This window comes from Frigoribacterium sp. CFBP 8754, from assembly GCF_014841815.1.
Taxonomy (GTDB): Bacteria; Actinomycetota; Actinomycetes; order Actinomycetales; family Microbacteriaceae; genus Frigoribacterium; species Frigoribacterium endophyticum.
Genome location: NZ_JACYUO010000001.1, coordinates 757,948 through 781,027 on the forward strand (window position 1 = coordinate 757,948; position 23,080 = coordinate 781,027).

At 74.3% G+C, this 23,080-nt stretch carries 21 protein-coding genes; 20 read left to right on the plus strand and 1 reads right to left on the minus strand.

Annotated features, from left to right (window positions below; genetic code table 11):
* Positions 1–38: 38 nt before the first annotated feature.
* The 5 genes from IFT72_RS03500 (at position 39) to IFT72_RS03520 (ending at position 7,563) form a co-directional block, all read left to right on the plus strand.
* On the plus strand, positions 39–1,010 hold the full coding sequence (locus tag IFT72_RS03500) for a MoxR family ATPase (RefSeq protein WP_056053982.1): 972 nt from the start codon (positions 39–41) through the stop codon (positions 1,008–1,010).
* A complete protein-coding gene (locus IFT72_RS03505) occupies positions 1,007–2,449 on the plus strand; it encodes a DUF58 domain-containing protein (RefSeq protein ID WP_192045575.1) in 1,443 nt (480 codons plus the stop codon). The genes IFT72_RS03500 and IFT72_RS03505 overlap by 4 nt, the downstream gene beginning before the upstream one ends.
* Complete coding sequence (locus IFT72_RS03510; RefSeq protein ID WP_192045576.1) at positions 2,446–4,812, plus strand: transglutaminaseTgpA domain-containing protein; 2,367 nt, start codon at positions 2,446–2,448, stop codon at positions 4,810–4,812. The genes IFT72_RS03505 and IFT72_RS03510 overlap by 4 nt, the downstream gene beginning before the upstream one ends.
* Before the next feature lie 97 nt (positions 4,813–4,909).
* On the plus strand, positions 4,910–6,664 hold the full coding sequence (locus IFT72_RS03515; protein ID WP_192045577.1) for an FHA domain-containing protein: 1,755 nt from the start codon (positions 4,910–4,912) through the stop codon (positions 6,662–6,664).
* Between the two features lie 74 nt (positions 6,665–6,738).
* Positions 6,739–7,563, plus strand: coding sequence for a hypothetical protein (locus IFT72_RS03520; RefSeq protein WP_192045578.1), 825 nt, complete (start codon positions 6,739–6,741; stop codon positions 7,561–7,563).
* 41 nt (positions 7,564–7,604) lie between these two features.
* Here the strand turns inward: IFT72_RS03520 and IFT72_RS03525 are convergent, their stop codons facing one another.
* Complete coding sequence (locus IFT72_RS03525; RefSeq protein WP_056055822.1) at positions 7,605–8,639, minus strand: asparaginase; 1,035 nt, start codon at positions 8,637–8,639, stop codon at positions 7,605–7,607.
* Between the two features lie 69 nt (positions 8,640–8,708).
* Here IFT72_RS03525 and IFT72_RS03530 point away from each other — a divergent pair, with 69 nt between their 5' ends.
* The 15 genes from IFT72_RS03530 to IFT72_RS03600 all read left to right on the plus strand — a co-directional run bounded on the left by IFT72_RS03530 (position 8,709) and on the right by IFT72_RS03600 (position 23,052).
* Entirely contained in the window at positions 8,709–9,185 is a 477-nt protein-coding gene (locus IFT72_RS03530) for an OsmC family protein (protein WP_185232267.1), read from the plus strand.
* Between the two features lie 104 nt (positions 9,186–9,289).
* Positions 9,290–9,856, plus strand: a complete 567-nt coding sequence (locus IFT72_RS03535; protein WP_082514444.1) for an FKBP-type peptidyl-prolyl cis-trans isomerase — start codon at positions 9,290–9,292, stop codon at positions 9,854–9,856.
* Between the two features lie 10 nt (positions 9,857–9,866).
* Entirely contained in the window at positions 9,867–10,850 is a 984-nt protein-coding gene (locus tag IFT72_RS16585; protein ID WP_192045579.1) for an FKBP-type peptidyl-prolyl cis-trans isomerase, read from the plus strand.
* A 90-nt stretch (positions 10,851–10,940) separates the two neighbouring features.
* Positions 10,941–12,017, plus strand: a complete 1,077-nt coding sequence (locus IFT72_RS03545) for a 1-deoxy-D-xylulose-5-phosphate reductoisomerase (protein ID WP_192045580.1) — start codon at positions 10,941–10,943, stop codon at positions 12,015–12,017.
* 138 nt (positions 12,018–12,155) lie between these two features.
* Positions 12,156–13,484 (plus strand): RIP metalloprotease, encoded by a 1,329-nt coding sequence (locus IFT72_RS03550; RefSeq protein ID WP_255465356.1) that lies wholly within the window; start codon positions 12,156–12,158, stop codon positions 13,482–13,484.
* A gap of 46 nt (positions 13,485–13,530) precedes the next feature.
* The gene (gene ispG / locus IFT72_RS03555; protein WP_185232272.1) at positions 13,531–14,679 is read left to right on the plus strand and encodes a flavodoxin-dependent (E)-4-hydroxy-3-methylbut-2-enyl-diphosphate synthase; all 1,149 of its coding nucleotides are present in this window, start codon (positions 13,531–13,533) and stop codon (positions 14,677–14,679) included.
* Between the two features lie 234 nt (positions 14,680–14,913).
* Positions 14,914–15,849: a MetQ/NlpA family ABC transporter substrate-binding protein gene (locus IFT72_RS03560; RefSeq protein ID WP_192045581.1), complete on the plus strand. Its 936-nt coding sequence runs from the start codon at positions 14,914–14,916 to the stop codon at positions 15,847–15,849.
* A gap of 82 nt (positions 15,850–15,931) precedes the next feature.
* Positions 15,932–16,987: a methionine ABC transporter ATP-binding protein gene (locus IFT72_RS03565; protein ID WP_185232276.1), complete on the plus strand. Its 1,056-nt coding sequence runs from the start codon at positions 15,932–15,934 to the stop codon at positions 16,985–16,987.
* 3 nt (positions 16,988–16,990) lie between these two features.
* On the plus strand, positions 16,991–17,650 hold the full coding sequence (locus IFT72_RS03570) for a methionine ABC transporter permease (protein ID WP_056054022.1): 660 nt from the start codon (positions 16,991–16,993) through the stop codon (positions 17,648–17,650).
* Between the two features lie 120 nt (positions 17,651–17,770).
* Positions 17,771–18,739: a MoxR family ATPase gene (locus IFT72_RS03575; RefSeq protein WP_192045882.1), complete on the plus strand. Its 969-nt coding sequence runs from the start codon at positions 17,771–17,773 to the stop codon at positions 18,737–18,739.
* Positions 18,740–18,743: 4 nt separating this feature from the next.
* The gene (locus IFT72_RS03580) at positions 18,744–19,631 is read left to right on the plus strand and encodes a DUF58 domain-containing protein (RefSeq protein WP_156369916.1); all 888 of its coding nucleotides are present in this window, start codon (positions 18,744–18,746) and stop codon (positions 19,629–19,631) included.
* The gene (locus tag IFT72_RS03585) at positions 19,618–20,097 is read left to right on the plus strand and encodes a hypothetical protein (protein WP_056054026.1); all 480 of its coding nucleotides are present in this window, start codon (positions 19,618–19,620) and stop codon (positions 20,095–20,097) included. The genes IFT72_RS03580 and IFT72_RS03585 overlap by 14 nt, the downstream gene beginning before the upstream one ends.
* Entirely contained in the window at positions 20,088–21,089 is a 1,002-nt protein-coding gene (locus tag IFT72_RS03590; protein ID WP_192045582.1) for a VWA domain-containing protein, read from the plus strand. The genes IFT72_RS03585 and IFT72_RS03590 overlap by 10 nt, the downstream gene beginning before the upstream one ends.
* Positions 21,086–22,228 (plus strand): VWA domain-containing protein, encoded by a 1,143-nt coding sequence (locus IFT72_RS16480; RefSeq protein ID WP_192045583.1) that lies wholly within the window; start codon positions 21,086–21,088, stop codon positions 22,226–22,228. The genes IFT72_RS03590 and IFT72_RS16480 overlap by 4 nt, the downstream gene beginning before the upstream one ends.
* Positions 22,225–23,052 carry a hypothetical protein gene (locus tag IFT72_RS03600; RefSeq protein WP_192045584.1) on the plus strand — a complete coding sequence of 276 codons (828 nt, stop codon included), beginning with the start codon at positions 22,225–22,227 and terminating at the stop codon, positions 23,050–23,052. The genes IFT72_RS16480 and IFT72_RS03600 overlap by 4 nt, the downstream gene beginning before the upstream one ends.
* Positions 23,053–23,080 lie beyond the last annotated feature (28 nt).

The window sequence follows — 23,080 nt, forward strand, 5'->3', positions numbered from 1 at the left end:
CACCACCACCCCGCGCAGACCAGAGAGACGACAGCAGAATGAGCATGACCCCCGAGCAGGCGACCTGGTTCTCCGACATCTTCGGCCGCCTCGTGGCCAACGTCGACCAGGTCCTCCTCGGCAAGTCGTTCGTCGTCAGGCTCTCCTTCACCGCCCTGCTCAGCGAGGGCCACCTCCTCCTCGAGGACTTCCCGGGCACGGGGAAGACCTCGCTGGCCCGGGCGGTCGCGCAGACCGTGCAGGGCACGAGCAGCCGGGTCCAGTTCACGCCCGACCTCCTGCCCGGCGACATCACCGGCGTCAGCATCTACGACCAGAAGAAGGGCGAGTTCGAGTTCCACCGCGGGCCCGTCTTCGCCAACATCGTGCTCGCCGACGAGATCAACCGGGCGAGCCCGAAGACGCAGTCGGCCCTGCTCGAGGTCATGGAGGAGTCGCGGGTCACCGTCGACGGGATCAGCCACGACGTCGGTTCGCCCTTCATGGTCATCGCGACCCAGAACCCCGTCGAGCAGGCGGGCACCTACCGCCTCCCGGAGGCGCAGCTCGACCGCTTCGTCATGAAGACCTCGATCGGCTACCCCGACCACGCGGCCACCGTGCGGATCCTCGAGGGCTCCGCGACTCGGGTCCACGAGGGGTCGATCTCGCCGGTGGTCCAGGCCGGCGTCGTCGTCGAGATGGCCCGTCTCGCCCGTACGGTGCACGTCGAGTCGACCATCAACGACTACGTCGCCCGCCTCGTCGAGGCGACCCGCACGGCGCAGGAGGTGCGGCTGGGCGTCAGCGTCCGCGGCGCGCTGTCGCTCGTGCGCTGCGCGAAGACCTACGCAGCCTCGCTCGGCCGGCACTACGTGACGCCCGACGACGTCAAGGTGCTCGCCGAGCCCGTCCTGGCCCACCGCCTCGTGCTCGACCCGGAGGCGGAGTTCGACGGCGTCACGGCGTCGAGCGTCGTCAGCCAGCTCCTCATCGAGACGCCCCCGCCCGCGGAGAGGGTCGCCGTGTGAACGAGGACGCAGCGGGACCCGTCGGGGCCTCGCGCGGGTCCGTCGCCGCGCGGGAGCGCAGCCGCACCCGGGGCGGCCAGGTCGCCCGAGGGGGCGTCGACGCGTCGTTCGCCACCGGCACGCGCGGGCTGACGAACGCCCGCACCCGGCTCGTCGGCGACCGCACCGGCCCCGTGGCCGACGGCCTCGTGCTGGTCGTCCGGGTCGCCCGCGGCGTGCGCCGCGTGACCTCGCGCGGGGTCACCGTCGTCTCGGGCGTCGTCACGCCCGTCGGCTGGGCGATGCTCGTCGCCGCGCCCGTCGGCCTGGCGGCCGGCCTCGTGCTCGGCTGGCAGGAGCTCCTGGTGATCGGCTGGGCCGCGGTCGTCATGCTCCTCGTCGCTGCGGTGTACCTGATCGGGAGGAACGCCTTCACGGTCGAGCTCCACCTCCCGCACGAGCGGGTGGCCGTCGGCGACGACGCGTCGGGGTCGGTCACGGTGCAGAACCCCACCCGCCGGCGGCTCCTCGGCGTCTCCGTCGAGGTGCCCGTCGGCGTGGGCCTGGCCGAGCTGGGCCTGCCCGGGCTGCGGGCGGGGGAGTCGCTCACCGAGACGTTCTCCGTGCCGACCACGCGTCGCGGGGTCGTCCGGGTCGGCCCGGTCCGCACGGTCCGGGGCGACGCCGTCGGCCTCGTGCGGCGCGAGCTGGAGTGGACGGGCGTGACCGAGCTCTTCGTGCACCCGCGGACGATCGGCATCGCGAGCTCGAGCACCGGCCTCATCCGTGACCTCGAGGGGAACCCCACGAGGGACCTCAGCCCGAGCGACATCTCGTTCCACGCCCTGCGGGAGTACCAGCCGGGCGACGAGCGGCGGAACATCCACTGGCGGTCGACCGCCAAGACCGGCACCTACATGGTCCGCCAGTTCGAGGAGAGCCGTCGGAGCCACGTCGTCATCGCCCTCAGCGTCGCCCGCGACGACTTCGCCGGCGACGACGAGTTCGAGCTGGCCGTCAGCGTCACCGGCTCCCTGGGGGTCCGGGCGATCCGCGACGCCCGCGAGGTCAGCGTGGTGGTGGGCGAGCGCACGCCGGAGTTCGCCAAGCGCAAGGTCCTCGCCGTGCGGGAGCTCAGCACGCTGACCCGCAACCGCCTCCTCGACGACCTCGCCGTCGTGGAGCGTGACGAGTCGGCGCTGCGGATCGACGACGTGGCACGCGTGTCGAGCACCCAGGTGCCGGGCGTGAGCGTCGCCTTCCTCGTGGTGGGGTCGAGCACGACGCTGACCGCGATGCGAGCCGCCGCCCTGCAGTTCCCGCTCGGCGTCGAGGCCGTCGCCGTCGTCTGCGACCCGGAGTCGGTCCCGGGCATGGTGCGGGTCGCCGACCTGACGGTGCTGACGGTGGGGTACCTCGACGACCTGGCGCTCTCCCTCGCCCGGGCGGCCGCGACGTGACGGCGGTCGACCTGGGGGAGCGCCGGCGGGCCGGCGACCTGCGGGTGCGCGTCCGCCGGCCGCGGCTCCGCGCCTCCTTCGTCTCCCTCGCGTGCGTGCTGCTCGGGCTGGCCACCCTCGTCGCCGTGCTGCCGTTCTGGCCCGTCTACCAGGGCGCGGAGTTCATCGTCACCGTCGTGGCGACGGTGCTCGTCGGCACGCTGGTCGGCGTCGCCGGAGCCGTCCTGCGCCTCTCCAGCTTCGCGGTCCTCCTGGTCACGGTGGCGGCGTACCTCGTGCTCGGCGTCCCCCTCGCCGTTCCCTCCGGGGCGCTCTGGGGCGTCCTGCCCACCCTCGACGGCCTCCGCCAGCTGGTCGTCGGCACCGCCCTCGGCTGGAAGCAGCTGCTGACGATCTCGTTGCCCGTGGGCAGCTACGAGGCGCTGCTCGTGCCGCTGTTCGTGCTGCTGCTCGTCGTCTCGGTCGTCGGGACCTCCGTGGCGCTCCGCACCCGACGCGGCGAGCTCGCGATCGCGGGCCCCGTCGTCGTCCACCTGGCCGGCATCGTGCTGGGGCCGCAGGACGCGTTCCTGCCGCGGGTGGCCGGGCTCGCGCTGATGGCGACGTGCGTGGCCTGGTTCGTCTGGTGGCGCCTCCGCCGTCGTCGCCTGGCCGTCGACGCCCTCGCGGGGAGCCGCCCGGCGAGCTCGGCGGGCCACGGGCACGGGACCGTCGCGGGCCGCGCCGTCGCGGGCACCGTCCTGACCCTCGTCGTCGCCGCCTCCACCGCCGTCGGGGCCGTGGCCCTCCTGCCGTCTCCGAGCGACCGGGTGGTGGCCCGCTCGCTCGTGGCCCAGCCGTTCGACCCCCGCGACGAGGTGAGCCCCCTGACGCGGTTCCGTGCCTACGAGCAGGAGCCGCTCGTCGACGACGAGGTCTTCCGCGTCAGGGGCCTGGCGACCGGGCAGCTGCTGCGCCTCGCGACCCTCGACACCTACGACGGCGTCTCGTACACGGTCGGCAGCGGCTCGGTGTCGAGCGCGTCCGGCACCTTCGACCTCGTCCCGTCCACCGTCGACCAGTCCGCCGTCGTGGGCGCGCCGACCAGCGTGTCGGTCGACGTCGGCTCCTACGACGGCATCTGGCTGCCGACCGTGGGGGCGCTCCGCGACGTCGCCTTCTCGGGTCCGACCGCCGCCGCACGACGGGAGCGGTTCTACTACAACGACGTGACGAGCACGGCCGCCGTCGTCGGGGGAGTCTCCGAGGGCGACGCCTACAGCCTCCAGGCCGTCCTGCCCCGGCAGCCGTCCGGTGGAGACCTCGACGGTCTGACGCCCGGCACCGACGCCGTCCCGGCGCCCCGGGCCGTCCCCGACGAGCTGAGCACGGCCCTGGACGGCTACGTCGAGGGAGTCACGGGGCCGGGCGCCCAGCTCCGGGCCGCCCTCGAGGGCCTCCGGACGCAGGGCTACGTGAGCCACGGCGTGTCCGCCGACGAGCCGGCCAGCCGGTCGGGCCACGGGGCGGACCGCATCGCCCAGCTCTTCACGGACCCGGTCATGGTGGGCGACGGTGAGCAGTACGCGACCGCGGCCGCCCTGATGGCCGACCAGCTCGGCTTCCCGGCCCGCGTGGTCATGGGCTTCGTGCCCAGCGAGGAGGCGCCCGTCGACGACCGGGGAGCGGTCACGGTCACCGGCGGCGACGTCACGGCCTGGATCGAGGTCGACACCGCCCAGTTCGGCTGGGTCGCGCTCGACCCGAACCCGGAGGAGCGCCCCGTCCCCGAGGAGCAGCTGCAGGACCCGAGCCAGGTCTCCCGCCCGGAGTCGGTCGTGCAGCCGCCGCCGCAGGACCCGCAGGTCCGCGACGACCAGGCCCCGCCCCAGACGGCGCAGGAGGACGCCGACACGCCCCCGGAGTGGCTCGCGGCGCTCCTCGTCGTCGTCACGGTCGCCGGGTGGCTCGCCGTCGTCGCGGGTATCGTGGCGGCGCCGTTCCTGGCCGTGGTCGCGCTGAAGGTCCGCCGTCGTCGACGTCGCCGGAGGGCGGCGTCGGCCGCGGCCCGGATCACCGGCGGCTGGCAGGAGTTCGAGGACGCCGTGGTCGACCACGGCGTCGACACGCCGCCGGCGGCGACCCGCAGCGAGGTCGCTGCCCGGGTGGGGGGAGCGCGGACGGCGGTGCTGGCCCGCGTGGCCGACCGCGCGGTCTTCGGTCCGTCCGCCCCGCCCGAGGAGGACGCCGACCGCGTCTGGGCCGTCGTCGAGGACCTCCGCCGGTCGCTCGGCGAGGGCCTCACCCGGTGGCAGCGGGTCAAGGCGGCGGTCTCGCTCCGCTCGCTCCGTCGATACCATGGCCGGACACGTCCCGAGCGCTAGAGGAACCTCCACGATGCACTGCCCCACCTGCGCAAGCCCCCTCCCCGTCGGAGCCATGTTCTGCGGCGAGTGCGGTCGGGCCGTCACGAGTGCGGACGTGCAGGCGGCCCGCCGGGCGGAGGAGGCCGAGGCCGCGCGTCGTGCCGCCGAGGCGGGGCCGACGCCGGACGCCGAGACGCCGTCCTGGCGGCTCGAGCAGCCCGACCGTCCGCTCCCGGGCGAGCAGGAGCCCTGGTGGGTGCGCGAGCGCCGGGCTCCGGTCGTGCCGCCGGCGTGGTCGGGGCAGCCCGTCCGGCCCCTCCCGACCGCAGCCGAGGCGGGCCCTCCCGTGACCGCCGAGCCCGACGACGCCCGCGGGGAGCCCGATGCAGGGCGTGCGGAGGCTGCCGCACCGACCCCGCCGGTCGTCCCCGCCCCGGCGCCTGCCCCCGTGCCGGCCCCCGCCGTCCGGCCTGCGCCGCTGCGCGTCCCCGGTGCCGACGACGACGACGCGCCCCGCCCCACGTCGGCACCGCTCTGGACGGCGTCCCTGGCTCCCGTGCCGGAGGCCGCGGGGGAGCCGGACGGCGTCCGTGACGACGTCGCCGACGACCCCCGCCCCGTCGAGCAGGAGTCGCGTCCGAGCTCGGAGGCGGAGGCCGGGGAGGCCGAGCCCACCGCCGATGGCGCCCTCTCACCGGACGCCGTCGACGCGGAGCCGGGCGACGGCGAGGTCGTCGAGACCGACGACGCGTCCGGGGTCGACGAGGCCTCCGAGACCGATGAGGTCTCCGAGACCGACCGCGCCTCCGAGACCGACCGCGCCTCTGGGGCCGACGCGCACCCGCTCGACGCGCCCGGCCCGTCGACGCCCGACGCCGGCACCGGCACCGACACCGGAACCGACGGCGCCGACGGTGCGTCGGACCAGGGCGACCCTGCCGAGCTCGACCAGGACGTCGACGTGACGCCCGGGGCCGACGACGCCGACGGCGCGTCGGCCGCCGAGCCCGAGCCGGCGTCGACGCCCGTCCCCCTCCGCGAGCCCGTCCCGTTCGCCCCCGTGGCGGGCGACACGGCCCCCGTCGCCCCCGTGCCCCTGGTCGAGCCGGGGCGCTCGGCCGTCGTCGAGCACTGCACCCACTGCGGGGCGGCCCTCCACGAGGACGACATCTTCTGCCCCGAGTGCGGCGCCGTCGTGCAGTCCGTCGCCCTGTCGTTCACCGGGCCGATCGTGCCCCTGCCGCCCAGCTGGACGCCGCCGACGACGGCGGCGTCCGACGCGCGGGTCGGGCCGGCGCCCGTCGAGCCCGTGCCCCGCGACCCTGAGCCCCGCGGACCTGAGCCCCGCGGACCTGAGCCCGTCGAGCCGCCCGTGGAGCCCTCGCCCCGCCCGGTGACGCCCCCCTCGGTCCCCGCCCCCGTCGTGCCCCCGGCCCCGCCCTCGCCCGAGGCCTCGCCGTGGCGGCCCTCGCCCCTGCCTCCCCAGCTCCGGCCGTCCGACGACGACGTCGACGCCACCCGGCTCGTGCGGCGGGGCCCCGTCGGCACTCCCTACCTCCTCCAGTTCAGCACCGGTGAGAGCGTGACCGTCGACGGCTCGGGCCTGCTCGGCCGCTCGCCCGCGCCGCAGCCCGGAGAGCGCTTCGATCAGCTGGTGCGCATCGTCGACCCTGGCAAGTCCGTCTCCAAGACGCACCTGGAGTTCGGGCAGGAGTTCGGGGCGCTGTGGATCAGCGACCGGTGGTCGGGCAACGGCACCGTCGTCCGGCCGCTCGACCAGCCCGCCCGTCGGGTGGAGCCCGGCACGCGCGTGCGCGTCGCCCGGGGCACGCGCGTCGAGATCGGCGAGCAGTTCTTCGTGGTCAGCTGAGCTCCCTCCCCAGCTGACGGCGCGCCCGTCCGTCCCCCGGCGCCGGCATGTGCCTCCCGCGAAGGAGGCGCGACGTGGTCTCCTCGACCATGCCCCCGCCTCCCCGTGCTCCCCAGGCCCCGGCCCCCGACGTCCCGTCGCCCGGGGAGCCGCGGGCGCCCCGCGCCGCCCTCTGCCGGGACGCCGCCCTGGTCGCCGCCGGGGTGGCGGCGGTCGTGCTGACCACCGGCGGGGCGCGGTCCTGGAGCGTCGCCGCCGCCGCCGCGGCCGCCTCCTGGGTCGGCACGACGGCGCCGGGGGCCCTCCGAGGCAGGAGTCCACGGTCACGTCGAGCCGCGCGGGAGCACGAGGAGGCGCTGGTCGCGGTCACGAGACAGCTCGCGGTCGTGGCCGACGACCTCTCGGCCGAGTTCCCGGACTCGGCGGCGCTCGCGGAGCTCGTGCGTCGTCGCGGAGGCCTCCGGTCCCTCGCGCCCCGGGGCCCCCGCGGCGCGGCCTGGCTCGTCCTCGGCACGGGGGAGGTCGACGCGAGTGTGGCGGTGCTCGGCGACGACCCGGTCACCGCGGGGCGACGTGCCCCGGCTCGGGGAGCCGCGACGATCGCCCGAGGCCCGCTCTGCGTCGACGCCCGAGGCGGCGTCGACGTCCACGGCCCCGCCGTGCTCGTCCGCGGGGTCGCCGCGGGCTTCCGGCTGCAGCTCCGAGCCCAGGGCAGCCCGGTCGACGCGGTGACCGTCGTCGGCGAGGGCGCCCCGGGCCGGGCACCGGCCGCCTGCGTGCTGGTCGTCGCTCGGGACGGCACGGCGACGGTGACGCGCCGGGACGGGCGCGCGTGCGACGTCCCCGTCCACGTGTCGAGCATCTCCGTGCACGACGACGTGGACCCGGGGCGGCGGTGACGGTGCCCGAGTCGAGCCGTTCGCGGGGGGCTGGGGCGTCGTCAGCGCCCCGCGGCGACGAGCTCGGGGCTCACCTCGATGCCGCCGACGACGACGCCTCCGCCGAGGACGGGCTCCAGGGTCGCGTCGACGACGCGACGTGCCGCGTCGGCGTCCACCGCGCCCTCGGCGACGAGGAGGTGCAGCGCGACGAGCGTCCCCGCGCGCACGTTGCCGTCCAGCACCTTGACGGCGACGCCCACGCCGTCCGGCGTGCCCATCACCATGACGCCCTCGGCCCCGAGCTTCGCGAAGACGCCGAGCTCGTCGACCGTGACGGTGTTGGCGCGGCCGGGGCCGTCGATGGCCCAGGCGTCGGCGAACACGGCGTCGACGAGCCGAGCGGCCTCGGGGTCGCCCGCCCGGCGGCCGGGCGACACCGAGCCGGCGACCCGGGCGACGGAGCGCGCGAGCCCCGTCACGGTCGTCGCGAACACCGGGGCGCCGCAGCCGTCGACGCCCGCGTGGTCGACGACCTCGCCGGTGTACTCGGCCACGGTCTCCCGCACGGCACGCTGCAGCGGGTGGTCCAGGTCGACGTAGGTCGCTGGGTCCCAGCCGTTCTCGGCACAGGCGAGGAGGAACGAGGCGTGCTTGCCCGAGCAGTTCATGGCGAGCCGTCGGCTGCCGTCGGCGCGCCGGGCGCTCGCCCGGTCGCCGGGCCAGTCGGGCGGGCAGAGCAGGTCGTCCTCGCCGCTGGCGGAGCGGGCGAGCACGCTCGCGGCCAGGGCGAGGTGCTCCGGGGTGCCGGCGTGGCTCGCCGTCGCGATCGCCGCCTGGGAGCCCGGCAGCTCGACGCCCGACCGCAGCACGGTGAGCGCCTGCAGGGGCTTGAGGCACGAGCGCGGGTAGATCGAGGCGCCGCCGTCGCCCACCTCCCGGAGCACGGCGCCGTCGTGGTCGACGACGACGGCCGCGCCGAGGTGCCGGCTCTCCTCCAGCCCGGAGCGCACGAGCACGGCCAGCTCGCGGCTGCCCGCCGCCGTGAGCGGGTGGCGGGGGGCGGAGACGGGCGCGGGGGCACGGAGGTCGGTCATGATGGGGAGCATACCGACGCCCCCGGCCACCGACGGGGGCGTGCCCGCCACCGATCCCCGGAGGTCCCCGTGCTCGACCACCACTACGCCGTCGACCTCACGTGGACGGGCGACCGCGGCGTCGGCACCACGTCGTACCGCAGCTACGGGCGCGACGCGCTGATCTCCGCCGCGGGCAAGCGGCACGACGTCGAGGGCTCCGCCGACCGGACCTTCCACGGCGACGCCGACCGCTGGAACCCGGAGGAGCTCCTGCTCGCCGCGCTGGCCGAGTGCCACCTGCTCAGCTACCTCCACGTCGCGGCCGCCGCGGGCGTCGTCGTCGTCGCCTACTCAGACGCCGCGGAGGGCAGCATGACGCAGACCGCCGACGGGGGAGGCCGCTTCACCTCGGCGACCCTGCGGCCCCGCGTGACCGTGGCGGACGAGAGCATGGTCGAGGCCGCGACCCGGCTGCACGCGGAGGCCTCCCGCAAGTGCTTCATCGCCGCCTCCGTCGCGTTCCCGGTCGGGCACGAGCCCACCACCCTCGTCCGCGCCTCCTGACCCCGGGCACGACGCCCAGCAGACACCTCGACGTCGTGCGGCACAATGGTCTGCGCCGAGCGTCGTCGACGACCGGCCCCCACCGCCTCGACCGAGAGATCACCATGCGCCGCTCCCTGTCCCTCCTGGCCGTCCCCGCCCTCGTGCTCGCGCTCGCCGCGTGCGCCGGCGACGACGGGGCCGCCCCCGCCGACACGTCCTCGCCGTCGAGCTCGTCGAGCTCCGGCGCGAGCGACGTCCCCCAGCGCGCCACGGGCGCCGACCAGGAGCCCACCCCGGGCTTCCCGACCGTCGAGCTCGACGCCGACGGCCGGCCGACCGTCACGATCCCCGACACGACGGCGCCCACCGAGACGCAGGTCGAGGTGCTCAAGAAGGGCGACGGCGCGGTCGTCGCCGACGGCGACACCGTCACGGTCCAGTACCAGGGCGTCAACTGGACGACCGGCGAGGTCTTCGACGAGAGCTGGTCGCGCGGTGCCCCGGCGACCTTCGCCACCACGCAGGTCATCACGGGCTTCGCCCAGGGCATGGTGGGGCAGACCGTCGGCTCCCAGACGGTCGTCGTGATCCCTCCGGCCGACGGCTACGGCGCGTCCGGCCAGCCGCAGGCCGGCATCGGCGGCACGGACGACCTCGTCTTCGTCATCGACATCCTCGCCGTCGGCTGACGTGACCCACGTGCGCCGTCTCCCGCGCCTCCTCGCGGCCGCCGTCCTGCCGCTCGTCGCGGCGGGGCTCGTCGGCTGCACGGGCGGCGGCGAACCGGCGCCGTCCGACGGCACGGCCTCCGGCACGGCGACCGCGGCGGCCCGTGACTGCCTGCCGTCGGGCTCGGCGTCCGAGTCGGTCCAGGTGTCGGGCGACGTCGGCACGCAGCCGACCATCGCCCTGAGCGGGCCGGTCGACGTCTCGACCAGCCAGCAGACGGTCGTCACGGAGGGCACCGGGGAGCGCACGGGCACGGGCGACGTCGTCCGCGTGGCGATCACGGTGTTCGACGCCACGACCGGCGACCTCGTCAACTCGGCCGGCTACGAGAGCGGCACCGGCGAGCAGCTCACCATCAGCGCCGACTACTACGTGCCGGGGCTCGAGGGTGCCCTGCTCTGTGCGCAGGCCGGGGGCCGCACGGTCACCGTCGCCTCCGCGGCCGACATGCAGCCGAGCACCGAGGGCACCGACCCGCCCAACGCCGCCGCCGTCATCGTGGTCGACACCTTCGCGGTCGTCCCGACCCGGGCGACGGGCGCCGACCAGGAGGCGCAGCCCGGCTTCCCCACGGTCGAGCTCGCCGACGACGGCCGCCCGACGGTCACCCTCCCCGACGGCGACCCGCCCACGGACCTGCAGGTGGAGGTCCTCAAGGTCGGCGACGGCCCGGTCGTGCCCGACCCGGCCAACGTCACCGTCCAGTACCAGGGCGTGAACTGGCGCACCGGCGAGGTCTTCGACGAGAGCTGGGGGAGCGGGACCCTCGCGACGTTCTCGACCCAGCAGGTCGTCAGCGGGTTCGCCTCCGCGATGATCGGCCAGACCGTCGGGTCGCAGGTGCTCGTCGTCGTGCCGCCGGCGGAGGGCTACGGGGAGGCCGGCCAGGCCTCGGCCGGCATCGAGCCCGGCGACACGCTCGTCTTCGTCATCGACGTGCTCGCGGTCGCGTAGCCCGCCTCGAGCCGACGCCCGGCGGCGGGCCGGGCCCGGGCCGCGCCCGTGCCCGCGCCCGCGCCCGCCCGCGGGCCCTAGGCTGCTGGCATGCGTCGCGTCACGATCCTCGGCTCCACCGGCTCCATCGGCGTCCAGGCGCTCGACGTGGTCCGGGCCAACCCCGACCTCTTCGAGGTGGTGGGGCTGTCGGCCGGGAGCAACCGCGAGCTGGTCGAGCAGCAGGCGGCCGAGTTCGGTGTCGAGCACGTCTCGCTGGGCACCGACGAGTCCGTGTCGCTCGTCCGCGACGTCGCGACGGACGTCGTCCTCAACGGCATCACCGGCAGCGTCGGCCTCGGCCCCACCCTCGCGGCCCTCGAGTCGGGCGCGACCCTCGCCCTGGCCAACAAGGAGAGCCTCATCGTCGGCGGCGACCTCGTGCGGGAGCGCGCCCGGCCGGGCCAGATCGTGCCCGTCGACTCCGAGCACTCGGCCATCGCGCAGGCGCTCCGGTCGGGGGCGGAGCGCGAGGTCCGACGCCTCGTGCTCACCGCCTCCGGCGGCCCGTTCCGGGGTCGCACCCGGGCCGAGCTCGTCGACGTCACCCCCCGTGAGGCCCTCGCGCACCCCACCTGGGACATGGGCTTCGTGGTCACCACGAACTCCTCGACCCTGGTGAACAAGGGGCTCGAGGTCATCGAGGCGCACCTCCTCTTCGACGTCGACTACGACCGGATCGACGTCACCGTCCACCCGCAGTCGATCGTGCACTCCATGGTCGAGTTCGTCGACGGCTCCACGATCGCCCAGGCGTCGCCGCCCGACATGCGCCTGCCCATCTCGCTCGGCCTCGCCTGGCCCGACCGCGTGCCGGGGGTGGGGCGTCCGCTGGACTGGACCACCGCCTCCACCTGGACCTTCGAGCCGCTCGACACCGAGGCCTTCCCGTCGGTCGACCTCGCGAAGCAGGTCGGCCGGGCCGGCGGCACGGTGCCGGCCGTCTTCAACGCCGCCAACGAGCAGGCCGTCCTGGCCTTCCACGAGGGCCGGGTGGGCTACCTCGGCATCCTCGACACGGTCCGCGAGGTCGTCGACCGCCACGACTCCGGCGCCGCGACGCTCGAGGGAGTCCTCGAGGCGGAGCGCTGGGCCCGCGCGGAGGCCGACGCGCTGCTCGCCGGCTGATCCGGCCCGGCCGTCGGCGACCGCGGTCGGGCGCCCGCCCCCAGACCTGGGGTGACGGCCCCCGTGGGTCCGGCGTTCCCAGCGTCGCCAGGGCCGGGGCGCACCTCGCCCCCTGGTCCGGGCAGCTACCCTGAGCCGGTGGAAACGATCCTGCTGTACGTGCTCGGCATCCTGATCATGGTGATCGGGCTCGGCGCGTCGATCGCGCTGCACGAGGTGGGCCACCTCGTGCCGGCGAAGAAGTTCGGGGTCAAGGTCGGCCAGTACATGATCGGCTTCGGGCCCACGATCTTCTCCCGTCGTCGCGGCGAGACCGAGTACGGCCTCAAGGCGCTGCCGCTCGGCGGCTACATCTCGATGTCGGGCATGTACCCGCCGAGCGCCGCCGGCGGCTCGCGCACGGCGAGCACCGGCTTCTTCCAGACCCTCGTGCAGGACGCCCGCACCGCCAGCGCCGAGACGATCGACGAGGGGGAGGAGCAGCGCACCTTCTACCGCCTCCCCGTCTACAAGCGGATCATCATCATGCTGGGCGGCCCGCTGATGAACCTCCTCATCGCCGTCGCCCTGTTCGCCGTCCTGCTCTGCGGCTTCGGCACGGCCCAGTCGAGCTCGACCGTGGGCTTCGTGAACGAGTGCGTCCTGCCCGCGGGCTCGACCGAGACCAGCTGCCCCGCGGGGGCGACCCCGGCTCCCGCCTACGCCGCGGGGATGCAGAACGGCGACCGGATCGTGTCGATCGACGGCGTCGCCATGACCGACGGCGACCAGGTCACGAGCACCCTGCGCGCCGCGCCCGACCAGACCCTCGACGTCGTGGTCGAGCGCGACGGGGCCGAGCAGACCCTCCAGGTCACCCCGGTGCTCACCGAGCGCGAGGTCACCGACGACGCCGGAGCCGTCGTCACGGACGCCGACGGCGCCCCGCGCACGCAGGAGGTGGGGTTCGTCGGCATCGGCTTCGCCACCGAGAACGTGCGCCAGCCCGTCACGGCCGTGCTGCCCGCGGTCGGCGACACGGTCGCCCGGGTAGCCAACGTCGTCCTGCACCTCCCGCAGCGGATGGTCGACGTCGCCCAGGCCGCCTTCGGCGGCGGCGAGCGTGACGCGAACGGCCCGGTCAGCGTCGTCGGGGTCGGCCGCATGGCCGGCGAGATCGTCAGCCTCGACAGCATCCCCGTCGTCGACCGGGCGGCCTACCTCGTCAGCCTGCTCGCGAGCCTCAACGTCGCCCTCTTCGTCTTCAACCTGGTGCCCCTGATGCCGCTCGACGGCGGCCACGTCGCCGGGGCCCTCATCGAGGCCGTCCGCCGGGCCGCCGCGAAGCTCCTCCGCCGGCCCGACCCGGGCCCCGTCGACACGGCGAAGGTGATCCCGCTGACCTTCGCGGTCGTCATCGTGCTGGGCGGCATGAGCCTGTTGCTGACCTACGCCGACATCGTCAACCCGATCAAGCTGTTCGGCTGACGGCGGGTCCACTCGGCGCTCAGCCCGCGGGGCTAGCATGTGGTCCGTGCCTGCAGTCAATCTCGGAATGCCGAAGGTCCCAGAGACCCTTGCCCCGCGACGCAAGTCGCGGCAGATCAAGGTCGGCAAGGTCCTCGTCGGAGGAGACGCTCCCGTCAGCGTCCAGTCGATGACGACCACGCCCACCCCGAACATCAACGCGACCCTCCAGCAGATCGCCGAGCTCACCGCCTCCGGCTGCGACATCGTCCGGGTGGCCGTGCCCAGCCGCGACGACGCCGAGGCGCTGCCGATCATCGCCAAGAAGAGCCAGATCCCGGTGATCGCCGACATCCACTTCCAGCCGAACTACGTGTTCCAGGCGATCGACGCCGGCTGCGCGGCCGTCCGGGTCAACCCCGGCAACATCCGCAAGTTCGACGACCAGGTCGGCAAGATCGCGGCGGCCGCCAAGGCCGCGGGCGTCTCCATCCGCATCGGCGTCAACGCCGGGTCGCTCGAGCCCAGCCTGCTCCAGAAGTACGGCAAGGCCACGCCGGAGGCGCTCGTCGAGTCCGCCGTCTGGGAGGCTTCGCTGTTCGAGGAGCACGACTTCCACGACTTCAAGATCTCGGTCAAGCACAACGACCCGGTCATCATGGTGAAGGCCTACCGCCAGCTCGCCGAGCGCGGCGACTGGCCGCTGCACCTCGGCGTCACCGAGGCCGGCCCCGAGTTCCAGGGCACCATCAAGTCGGCGACCGCCTTCGGCATCCTCCTCGGCGAGGGCATCGGCGACACGATCCGCGTCAGCCTCAGCGCCCCGCCCGCGCAGGAGGTCAAGGTCGGCCTGCAGATCCTCCAGTCGCTGAACCTGCGCGAGCGCAAGCTCGAGATCGTCAGCTGCCCGAGCTGCGGCCGCGCCCAGGTCGATGTCTACAAGCTCGCGAACGACGTCACCGACGGCCTCGAGGGGATGACCGTGCCCCTGCGCGTCGCTGTCATGGGCTGTGTCGTGAACGGCCCCGGCGAGGCCCGCGAGGCCGACCTGGGCGTCGCCTCCGGCAACGGCAAGGGCCAGATCTTCGTCAAGGGCGAGGTCATCAAGACCGTCCCCGAGGCCGAGATCGTCCAGACCCTGATCGAGGAGGCCAACCGCCTCGCCGCCGAGATGCCCCCGGGCGAGGTGGGCTCGCCCCAGGTCCTGACGGTCTGACGGCCATCCGGCGGCCGAGGCCGCCACACCCGCGGGAGGCGCGGTGCGAGTGACAGCTCGCACCGCGCCTCCCGCATGTCCGGCCCGGGCGCCGCGACGCATGTGTCGTCGTGTGACGCGCCCGCGCGCCCCCGCTCCGCGCAGCCTCCACCATGGAGGGGACGCCCGAGCGAGCGCCGACCCGGGTCGGCCACCGCAGCCGGCTCGTCGCCGCAGAGAACACCGAGGAGACACATGTCCAGCGCCACGCCCCTGATCGACGCCCCGAAGAAGGGCCCCGGTCGACTCATCGCGATCATCGTCGTCGCCGTCGTCGTGATCGCCGCCGCGATCGGGATCGGCGTGGCCGTCGCCGGCCGAGGCGGCTCCGGCGCCGCGGGGGAGACCGTGCGCATCGGGGTCGTCGGCGCGAGCGACCCGTACTGGAAGACCTTCACCGACGCCGCGGCGGAGGAGGGCATCACGGTCGACCTGGTCGACTTCTCCAGCTACGAGCAGCCCAACCCGGCGCTCACCGAGGGCGAGCTCGACCTCAACCAGTTCCAGCACATCGTCTACCTGGCCCAGTACGACGTCGCGGCCGTCGCGGACCTCGTGCCGATCGGCTCGACGGCGATCTACCCGCTGCCCCTGTACTCGCAGGAGTACACGTCGGTGGACGACTTCCAGCCCGGCGACACCGTCGCCGTCCCCGACGACGCCAGCAACCTCGCCCGGTCGCTGCTCGTGCTCCAGTCGAACGGCCTCATCACGCTGAAGGACGGCGGCGACATCTTCTCCGGGGTGGACGACATCGACGAGTCGAAGTCCACCGTCAAGGTCACGACGGTCGCCGCCGACCTCGCCGCGACGTCGCTGCCCGACTTCGCCGGGGCGATCATCAACAACGAGTACGCGACGAAGGCCGGCCTGTCGACCGACGACGTGATCGCTCAGGACGACCCGAGCGACCCCGCCGCGCTGCCCTACGTCAACGTGTTCGCGGCCCGTGCGGACGACGCCGACGACCCGACGCTGAAGAAGCTCGTGCAGATCTACCAGGACACCAAGGCCGTGACCGACGGAGTGGTCGAGAACTCGGGCGGCACCGCCGTCACCGTGAAGGTGCCGGTCGCCGACCTCGAGTCGTCGCTGGACGAGACGAAGGAGCTCGTCGAGCAGAACGGCTGACGCCCGGCCCGACCTGCCCCGCCCGACCCGTGTGCCACCCTGGTGCACGGGTCGGGCCGTCCCGCCCCTGACGAGGAGAACCATGCCCGCCATCACCCTGACCGACGTCGTGAAGACCTACCCGCCCCGAGAGAAGGGCGGCGCGCCGCTCACCGCCGTCGACGGCGTGAGCCTCGAGATCGCGGACGGCGAGATCTTCGGCATCATCGGCTACTCCGGGGCCGGCAAGAGCACGCTGGTCCGACTGATCAACGCCCTCGAGCTGACGACCAGCGGGCGCATCGAGATCGACGGGGCACCCGTCACCGGGCTCCCCGAGCGCGAGCTGCGCCGGGTGCGGGCCGGCATCGGCATGATCTTCCAGCAGTTCAACCTCTTCTCGTCCAAGACGGTCTGGGGCAACGTGGAGTTCCCGCTGCGGGCCGCCGGGGTGCCGAAGGCCGAGCACCAGCGGCGGATCAGCGACCTGCTGCACTTCGTCGGCCTCGCCGACAAGGCCCACGTCAGGCCCGACCAGCTCTCCGGCGGGCAGAAGCAGCGCGTGGGCATCGCCCGCGCCCTCGCCACGTCGCCGCGCATCCTCCTCGCCGACGAGGCGACGAGCGCCCTCGACCCCGAGACGACGCAGGAGGTGCTGGGGCTCCTCCGTCGGGTCAACGCCGAGCTCGGCATCACGATCGTCGTCATCACCCACGAGATGGACGTCATCAAGTCCATCGCCGACCGGGTGGCCGTGATGGACTCCGGCAAGGTGGTCGAGCTGGGCCCCACCTTCCAGGTCTTCAGCGAGCCCCGCGAGGCCTCCACCCGCCGCTTCGTGTCGACGGTCGTCGCGGGCAGCCCCGAGGGCGACGAGCTCGCGGCACTCCGCCGACGCCACCCCGGTCGGCTCGTGACCGTCAGGGTCTCCGAGGGCGGGGTGGACCAGCAGCACGTGTTCGGGGTCCTGGCCCGGCACGGCGTCGCCTTCGAGATCGTCTTCGGCGGCATCGACGAGATCGCCGGCCGGACCTTCGGCACCCTGACCCTCGCCCTGGCGGGCGACGACGGGGCCGTGGAGGCCGCCGTCCGTGAGCTCGGCCCCGCGGCCACGGAGCTCCTCCCGCCCGCCGCCGTCACGACGCAGAAGGGCCTCTGACCCGTGGACTCCCTTCTCCAGCTCCAGCCGCTGCTCTGGCAGGCGGCCTACGAGACCGTCTACATCGTCGCCCTCACCCTCCTGCTGGGCGGCCTGGGCGGCCTCCTCCTCGGGCTCGCGCTGTACCTCACGCGGGCCGGGGCCCTCTTCGCCAACCGGCCCGTCTTCAGCGTGCTGAACGTCGTCGTCAACGTGTTCCGGCCGATCCCGTTCATCATCTTCCTCGCGGCGGCCCAGCCCCTCGCCCGGGCCGTGCTCGGCACCGGCGTCGGCAACACGGCGATCATCTTCACGCTCTCGCTCGCGGCGTCGTTCGCCATCTCCCGCATCGTCGAGCAGAACCTGCTGACCGTGCAGCCCGGCGTGGTCGAGGCCGCGAGGGCCGCGGGCGCCGGGCCGTTCCGCATCATCGGCAGCGTCATCCTGCCGGAGGCGCTGGGGCCGTTGATCCTGGGCTACACGTTCGTCTTCGTCGCGCTGGTCGACATGTCGGCGGTCGCCGGCTACGTGGGAGGCGGCGGGCTCGGGGCCTTCGCCCTCCTCTACGGCTACCGACAGTTCGACCCGGTCGTGACCTGGGCGGCCGTGCTGCTGATCATCGTCCTGGTGCAGCTCGTCCAGTTCGCCGGCAACGCCCTCGCCCGTCGCGCCCTGCGACGCTGACGGGGGGTCCCGGCGGGGTCTGCCCTGACGGACGTCCGGTCTACAGTGGAGCGCGTGACCGACACGACGACGACTCCCCAGCCCGCCGCGGCGGCAGCCGGTCCGATCAGCCCGGCCGAGATGGAGCGCGCGCACCGGGTGCTCGGCACGGTCTCCGACGCCTTCTCCCGCAAGGTCGTCGGCCAGACGGCCCTGCGCGACACCCTGCTGATCGCCCTGATCACGGGCGGGCACGTCCTGCTCGAGAGCGTCCCGGGGCTCGCGAAGACCACGGCGGCGCAGACCCTGTCGTCGGCGGTCCAGGCCAGCTTCACGCGCATCCAGTGCACGCCCGACCTGCTGCCGAGCGACATCACGGGCACGCAGATCTACGACGCCCAGAAGTCGACGTTCGTGACCCAGCTGGGCCCCGTGCACAGCAACTTCGTCCTGCTCGACGAGATCAACCGCTCGAGCGCCAAGACCCAGAGCGCCATGCTCGAGGCGATGCAGGAGCGCCAGACGAGCATCGGCGGCCGCGTCTACGCGCTGCCCCGCCCCTTCCTCGTCCTGGCGACGCAGAACCCGATCGAGCAGGAGGGCACCTACCAGCTGCCCGAGGCGCAGCTCGACCGGTTCCTCCTGAAGGAGGTGCTCGACTACCCGAGCCCCGCCGAGGAGGCGGAGGTCATCCGCCGCATCGAGGCCGGCGTCTACGACGAGGGCCGGGCCGACGAGCCGACCGGGGTGACGCTCGACGACGTCGTCTTCCTGCAGGAGCTGGCGAAGCGGGTCTACGTCGACGCGTCGATCGTCAACTACGTCGTCCAGCTCGTCTACGTCACGCGTCACCCGCAGCAGTACCTGCCGGCCGGGCTGGCCGACTACGTCGAGTTCGGCGCCAGCCCGCGGGCCAGCATCGCGTTCGTCCAGGGCGCGCGCGCCCTCGCACTCCTCCACGGCCGCGACTACGTCATCCCGGAAGACGTCAAGCACCTGCGCCACGGCGTGCTGCGCCATCGGGTCATCCTCGGCTACGAGGCCGCCGCCGACGACGTGCGGCCCGAGACCGTCATCGACGCCGTCTTCGGCGCCGTGCAGACCCCCTGACGCCGTGCCGGGCCTGCTGCTCCGGGTGCGCACGAAGATGTCGCTGTTCGCCCACCGACGCACCCTCGACCTGCTCGAGGGCGGCTACGCCTCGGTGCACCACGGGCGCAGCCACGACTTCGACGACCTGCGGGCGTACGTCCCGGGCGACGAGGTGCGCGACATCGACTGGAAGGCCACCGCGCGCCACGGCGAGCCCCTCGTCAAGCGCTACATCGCGAGCCGTCGCCGTCACCTGGTGCTGGTCGTCGACACGGGTCGCAACATGGCCGCCACCGCGGCCGGCGGCGAGACCAAGAAAGACATCGCGGTGATGGCGGCCGGGGCCCTGGGCTACATCGCGGCGCAGCACGGCGACGTCGTCAGCCTCGTCGCGGGCGACGAGTCGGGCACGCGGGCCCACCCCGCCGGGTCCACCGACGCGCACCTCGAGATGCTGCTGCGACGCGTCGACGAGCGGGTGAGCCTCGAGGCGCCCCGCAGCGACCTGCACGGGGTCCTCTCCTGGGTCGCGCGGGGCGTGCGTCGGCGGTCGATGCTGCTCGTGGTCGCCGACGACGTCGTGGTCGACGAGGCGCTCGAGAAGCTCCTGCGCCGGCTCCGTGCGCAGCACGAGATCCTCTGGCTCACCGTCGGCGACGCCGACCTGATGAGCCGCACGGGCCACGCGCGCGACCTCTACGACGTCCAGGAGGCGTCGGGGCTGCCCGCGTACCTCCGCGAGAACGGAGCCCTGCGGGTCGCCTTCGACGCCTCGTCCGAGCGGCGGGTCGGCGACGCTGAGCGGCAGCTGCAGGCCCTCGGCATCAGCAGCGTGCGCCTCACCGCCCAGTCGCAGGTCGTCCCCGGTCTCTCGGCCCTGATCGAGAAGCACCGCCGTGCTCGACGATGACGGCTTCTTCGGCCCCTACCAGTACCAGTGGTGGGGGCTCTGGCTCGCGCTCGGCCTCCTGCTCCTGGCGCTGGTCGTCGGGTGGTGGGTGTTCGTGGTGCGGTTCTCGGCACGACGCCTCCCGCCGGCCGAGCGTGCCGCCCGCCGGGCGGCCGCCGTCGACCTCCCGAGCGTCCGGGCCCGGTACCTCGGCCTGGTCGACGAGGTCGAGGCCGCGGCCGCGGCGGGCAGGCTCGACGACCGTGCCGTGCACGGCCGGCTGAGCCTCCTGCTGCGCTCCTTCGCCCACGAGACCGCCGGGGTCGACACCCACGTGATGACGCTCGCCGACCTGCGCGAGTCCGACCTCCCGCAGCTCACCGGCGCGGTCGAGGAGTACTACCCGCCCGCCTTCCGGCCGGCGCACCCGGGCGACGCGCGTCACGCCGTCGCCACGGCACGGGAGGTGATCACCTCGTGGGCCTGATCTTCTGGTGGGTGCCCCTCGTGGCCCTCGTCGTCGCGGGAGTCGCGGTCTGGCTCACCGTGCGTCGCCTCCATCGCGAGCGGGGTCGCCTCCGTCGCCTCGGCACGCCCGTCGCGCACAGCGAGCGCCTCACCGAGCTGCCGGTGTACCGACGGCTGGTGCGCCGGTACCGCGCGCTGCTCGTGGCCGCGCTCGTCGTCCTGGTCGCCCTGGGCGGCGTCGGCGCGCTGCTCGCCGCACGCCCCTCGTCGACCCAGGTGGTCGAGCCGCCGTCCTACAAGCGCGACATCGTGCTGTGCCTCGACGTCTCCGGCTCGATGACCGAGGTCGACGCCCAGATCGTCGAGACGTTCGCCCAGCTGGCCCAGGGGCTCGACGGCGAGCGGATCGGCCTGACCCTCTTCGACAGCTCTGCCGTCACGGCCTTCCCGCTCACCGACGACTACGACTTCGTGACCGAGCAGCTCCAGCGCTACGGCGCCTCCTTCGACTCCCTCGGCGAGGACGGCACGCGGTACTGGTCGGGCACCGACCTCGGCGAGGGGGCCTCGCTGATCGGCGACGGCCTCGCGTCGTGCGTGCTGGGCTTCGACGGCGGCAGCGAGAGCACCCGGCCCAAGTCGGTCGTGCTGGCCACCGACAACTACGTCAACGGCCAGGCCCTCGTGACCCTCGCCGAGGCGGGCGAGCTCGCCACCGAGCGCGACGTGCGCGTCTACGCGCTGAACCCGGCCGACTACTCGTCCGACGCCGTCGCCGACGAGGTGGCGGGGGAGCTCGAGCAGGTGGCCGTCGACACCGGCGGGGCCTACTACGCCCTGAGCGACGACGACACGGTCTCCGCGGTGATCGACGCCATCGACGAGCGGGAGGCCGGGCTGTTCACGGGCACGCGCCGGCTCGTCGTCACCGACCAGCCCCAGGGGCTCGTCATCGCGGCCCTGCTGGGCGTCGCGGGCGCGTTCCTCCTGCTCTGGCGGGTGCGGCTGTGAGCGCGGTCGGCACGGGGGAGGCGCTGGTCACCGCCTCGACGGGGGTCGCCCGGGCCGTCGTCCTCCAGCCCGTGCTGCCCTGGTGGCTGCTCGCCGTCGTCGGCGTCGCCCTGCTCGGCTTCACCGCCTGGCGGCTCGTCTCGGAGCGGTCGAACCGGCGGCTCGCCCGGGCCTGGGCTCGGCGCCTCGGCGTCGTGGCGCTGCTCCTCGTCGTGGCAGCCCGGCCCGGCCTGCCGGGAGGCTCGGCCGAGTCGTCGGTCGCGCAGGTCAACGTCTTCTTCGTCGTCGACACCACCTCCAGCATCGCGGCGGAGGACTGGGGCGACGGTGAGCCGCGGCTGACGGGGGTCCGCGCCGACGTGGCCGCCGTCGCGGAGCAGCTCGCCGGGGCGAGGTTCTCGCTGATCAGCTTCGACAGCACCGCGGTGCTGCGCACGCCCCTCACCGACGACGCGGCCGCCGTGGTGTCGGCGGCCGAGGTCATGAACCAGGAGATCACGACGTACTCCCGGGGCAGCTCGATCAGCGAGGCGAACCAGCTGCTCGCCGAGCGCCTGGCCGAGGCCCGCGACGCCGACCCGGCACGGGCGAACGTCGTCTACTACCTGGGCGACGGCGAGCAGACCTCGGGCGACGAGCCCGAGTCCTTCGCCGAGGCGGCCGGCGACGTCGACGGGGGAGCCGTGCTCGGCTACGGCACCGCCGACGGCGGGCCGATGAAGGTGTTCGACGGGTACGGCGACGAGTACAGCAGCGACGAGTACATCCTCGACCGGACCCAGGCGGGGGAGCCCGAGGCGATCTCGCGCATCGACGAGGACGCGCTCCGCACCGTCGCCGACCAGCTCGGCGTGCCGTACGAGCACCGCTCGGCGGGCACGAGCGTCGACTCCGTCGTCGCCGACGTGCGCTCGGGCAGCGTCGCGTCGGACGCGACCCGGTCCGAGACCGTGACCGACCTGTACTGGATCGCCGCGGTGCCGCTCTTCCTGCTCGTGCTCGTCGACGCCCTCCAGGTCGCCCGCGCCCTGGCGGAGGTCAGGCCCGCCCGGCCTCCCCGGCCCGGGGGCGCCGCCGGCTCCGACCGGCCGCCCCGCGCCTCCGACGCCCGCCGACCCACGACCGGAGCCCGTCCGTGACCGACACACTGCCCCCGCCCCCGGTCGACGAGGTCGCTCGTGCCCGCGTCGGCACCCCGGCCCCGACGGTCGAGGAGTACCGGCGCCGTCTGCGTCGTCGTCTCCTGCTGTGGTCGGCCCCGGTCGCCCTGGTCGTCCTCCTCGTCGCGGTCAAGCTGCTGTCGCTCCCGATCGCCGCCGCGCTCACGCAGCAGGCCTACGGTGCCCGTGACTTCGAGCGGGCCGCGTCGCTGACCGGGCCGCTCGGCGTCGCCAACGTCGTCGAGCCCTGGGTGCACCACTTCGACCGGGGCACGGCGTACGCGCAGATCGGCGTGCTCGACGTGGCGCGGCAGGAGTTCGTCACCGCCCTCGACCTCGCCCCCGACGACGACACGGTCTCCTGCGTGATCCGCACCGACCTCGTGCTGACCATCGAAGCGCAGGGCGACGCCGCGCTCCTGGAGCTCCGCTACGCGGACGCCGCGGCGCTCTACGCACTGGGCCTGACGACCATCGAGGAGGCGCCCGAGGGCTGCTTCCGGCCCCCGGAGGACCCGCAGCAGCCCGACACCTCCGAGCCGCTCGACCAGGCGGAGGGTCGCCTCGGCGAGAAGGAGCAGCAGGCCCAGGGCGAGCCGGGCGACGGCGACCCGGGCGGAGGCGACGGGAGCGAGCCCGCGCCCGGCGACGGGGAGGAGGGCGAGGGCGGAGCCGGCGGCCAGACGCCCCTGGAGCAGCTGCAGGAGCAGGGCGAGCAGAGCCGGCAGGAGCAGCAGCGCGACCAGGACCGCGAGCGGTACTACGAGCAGAACCCGGGGGACTACGACGGCCAGCCGTGGTGAGGGGCCGCCGCGCCCCTAAGCTGGTCGG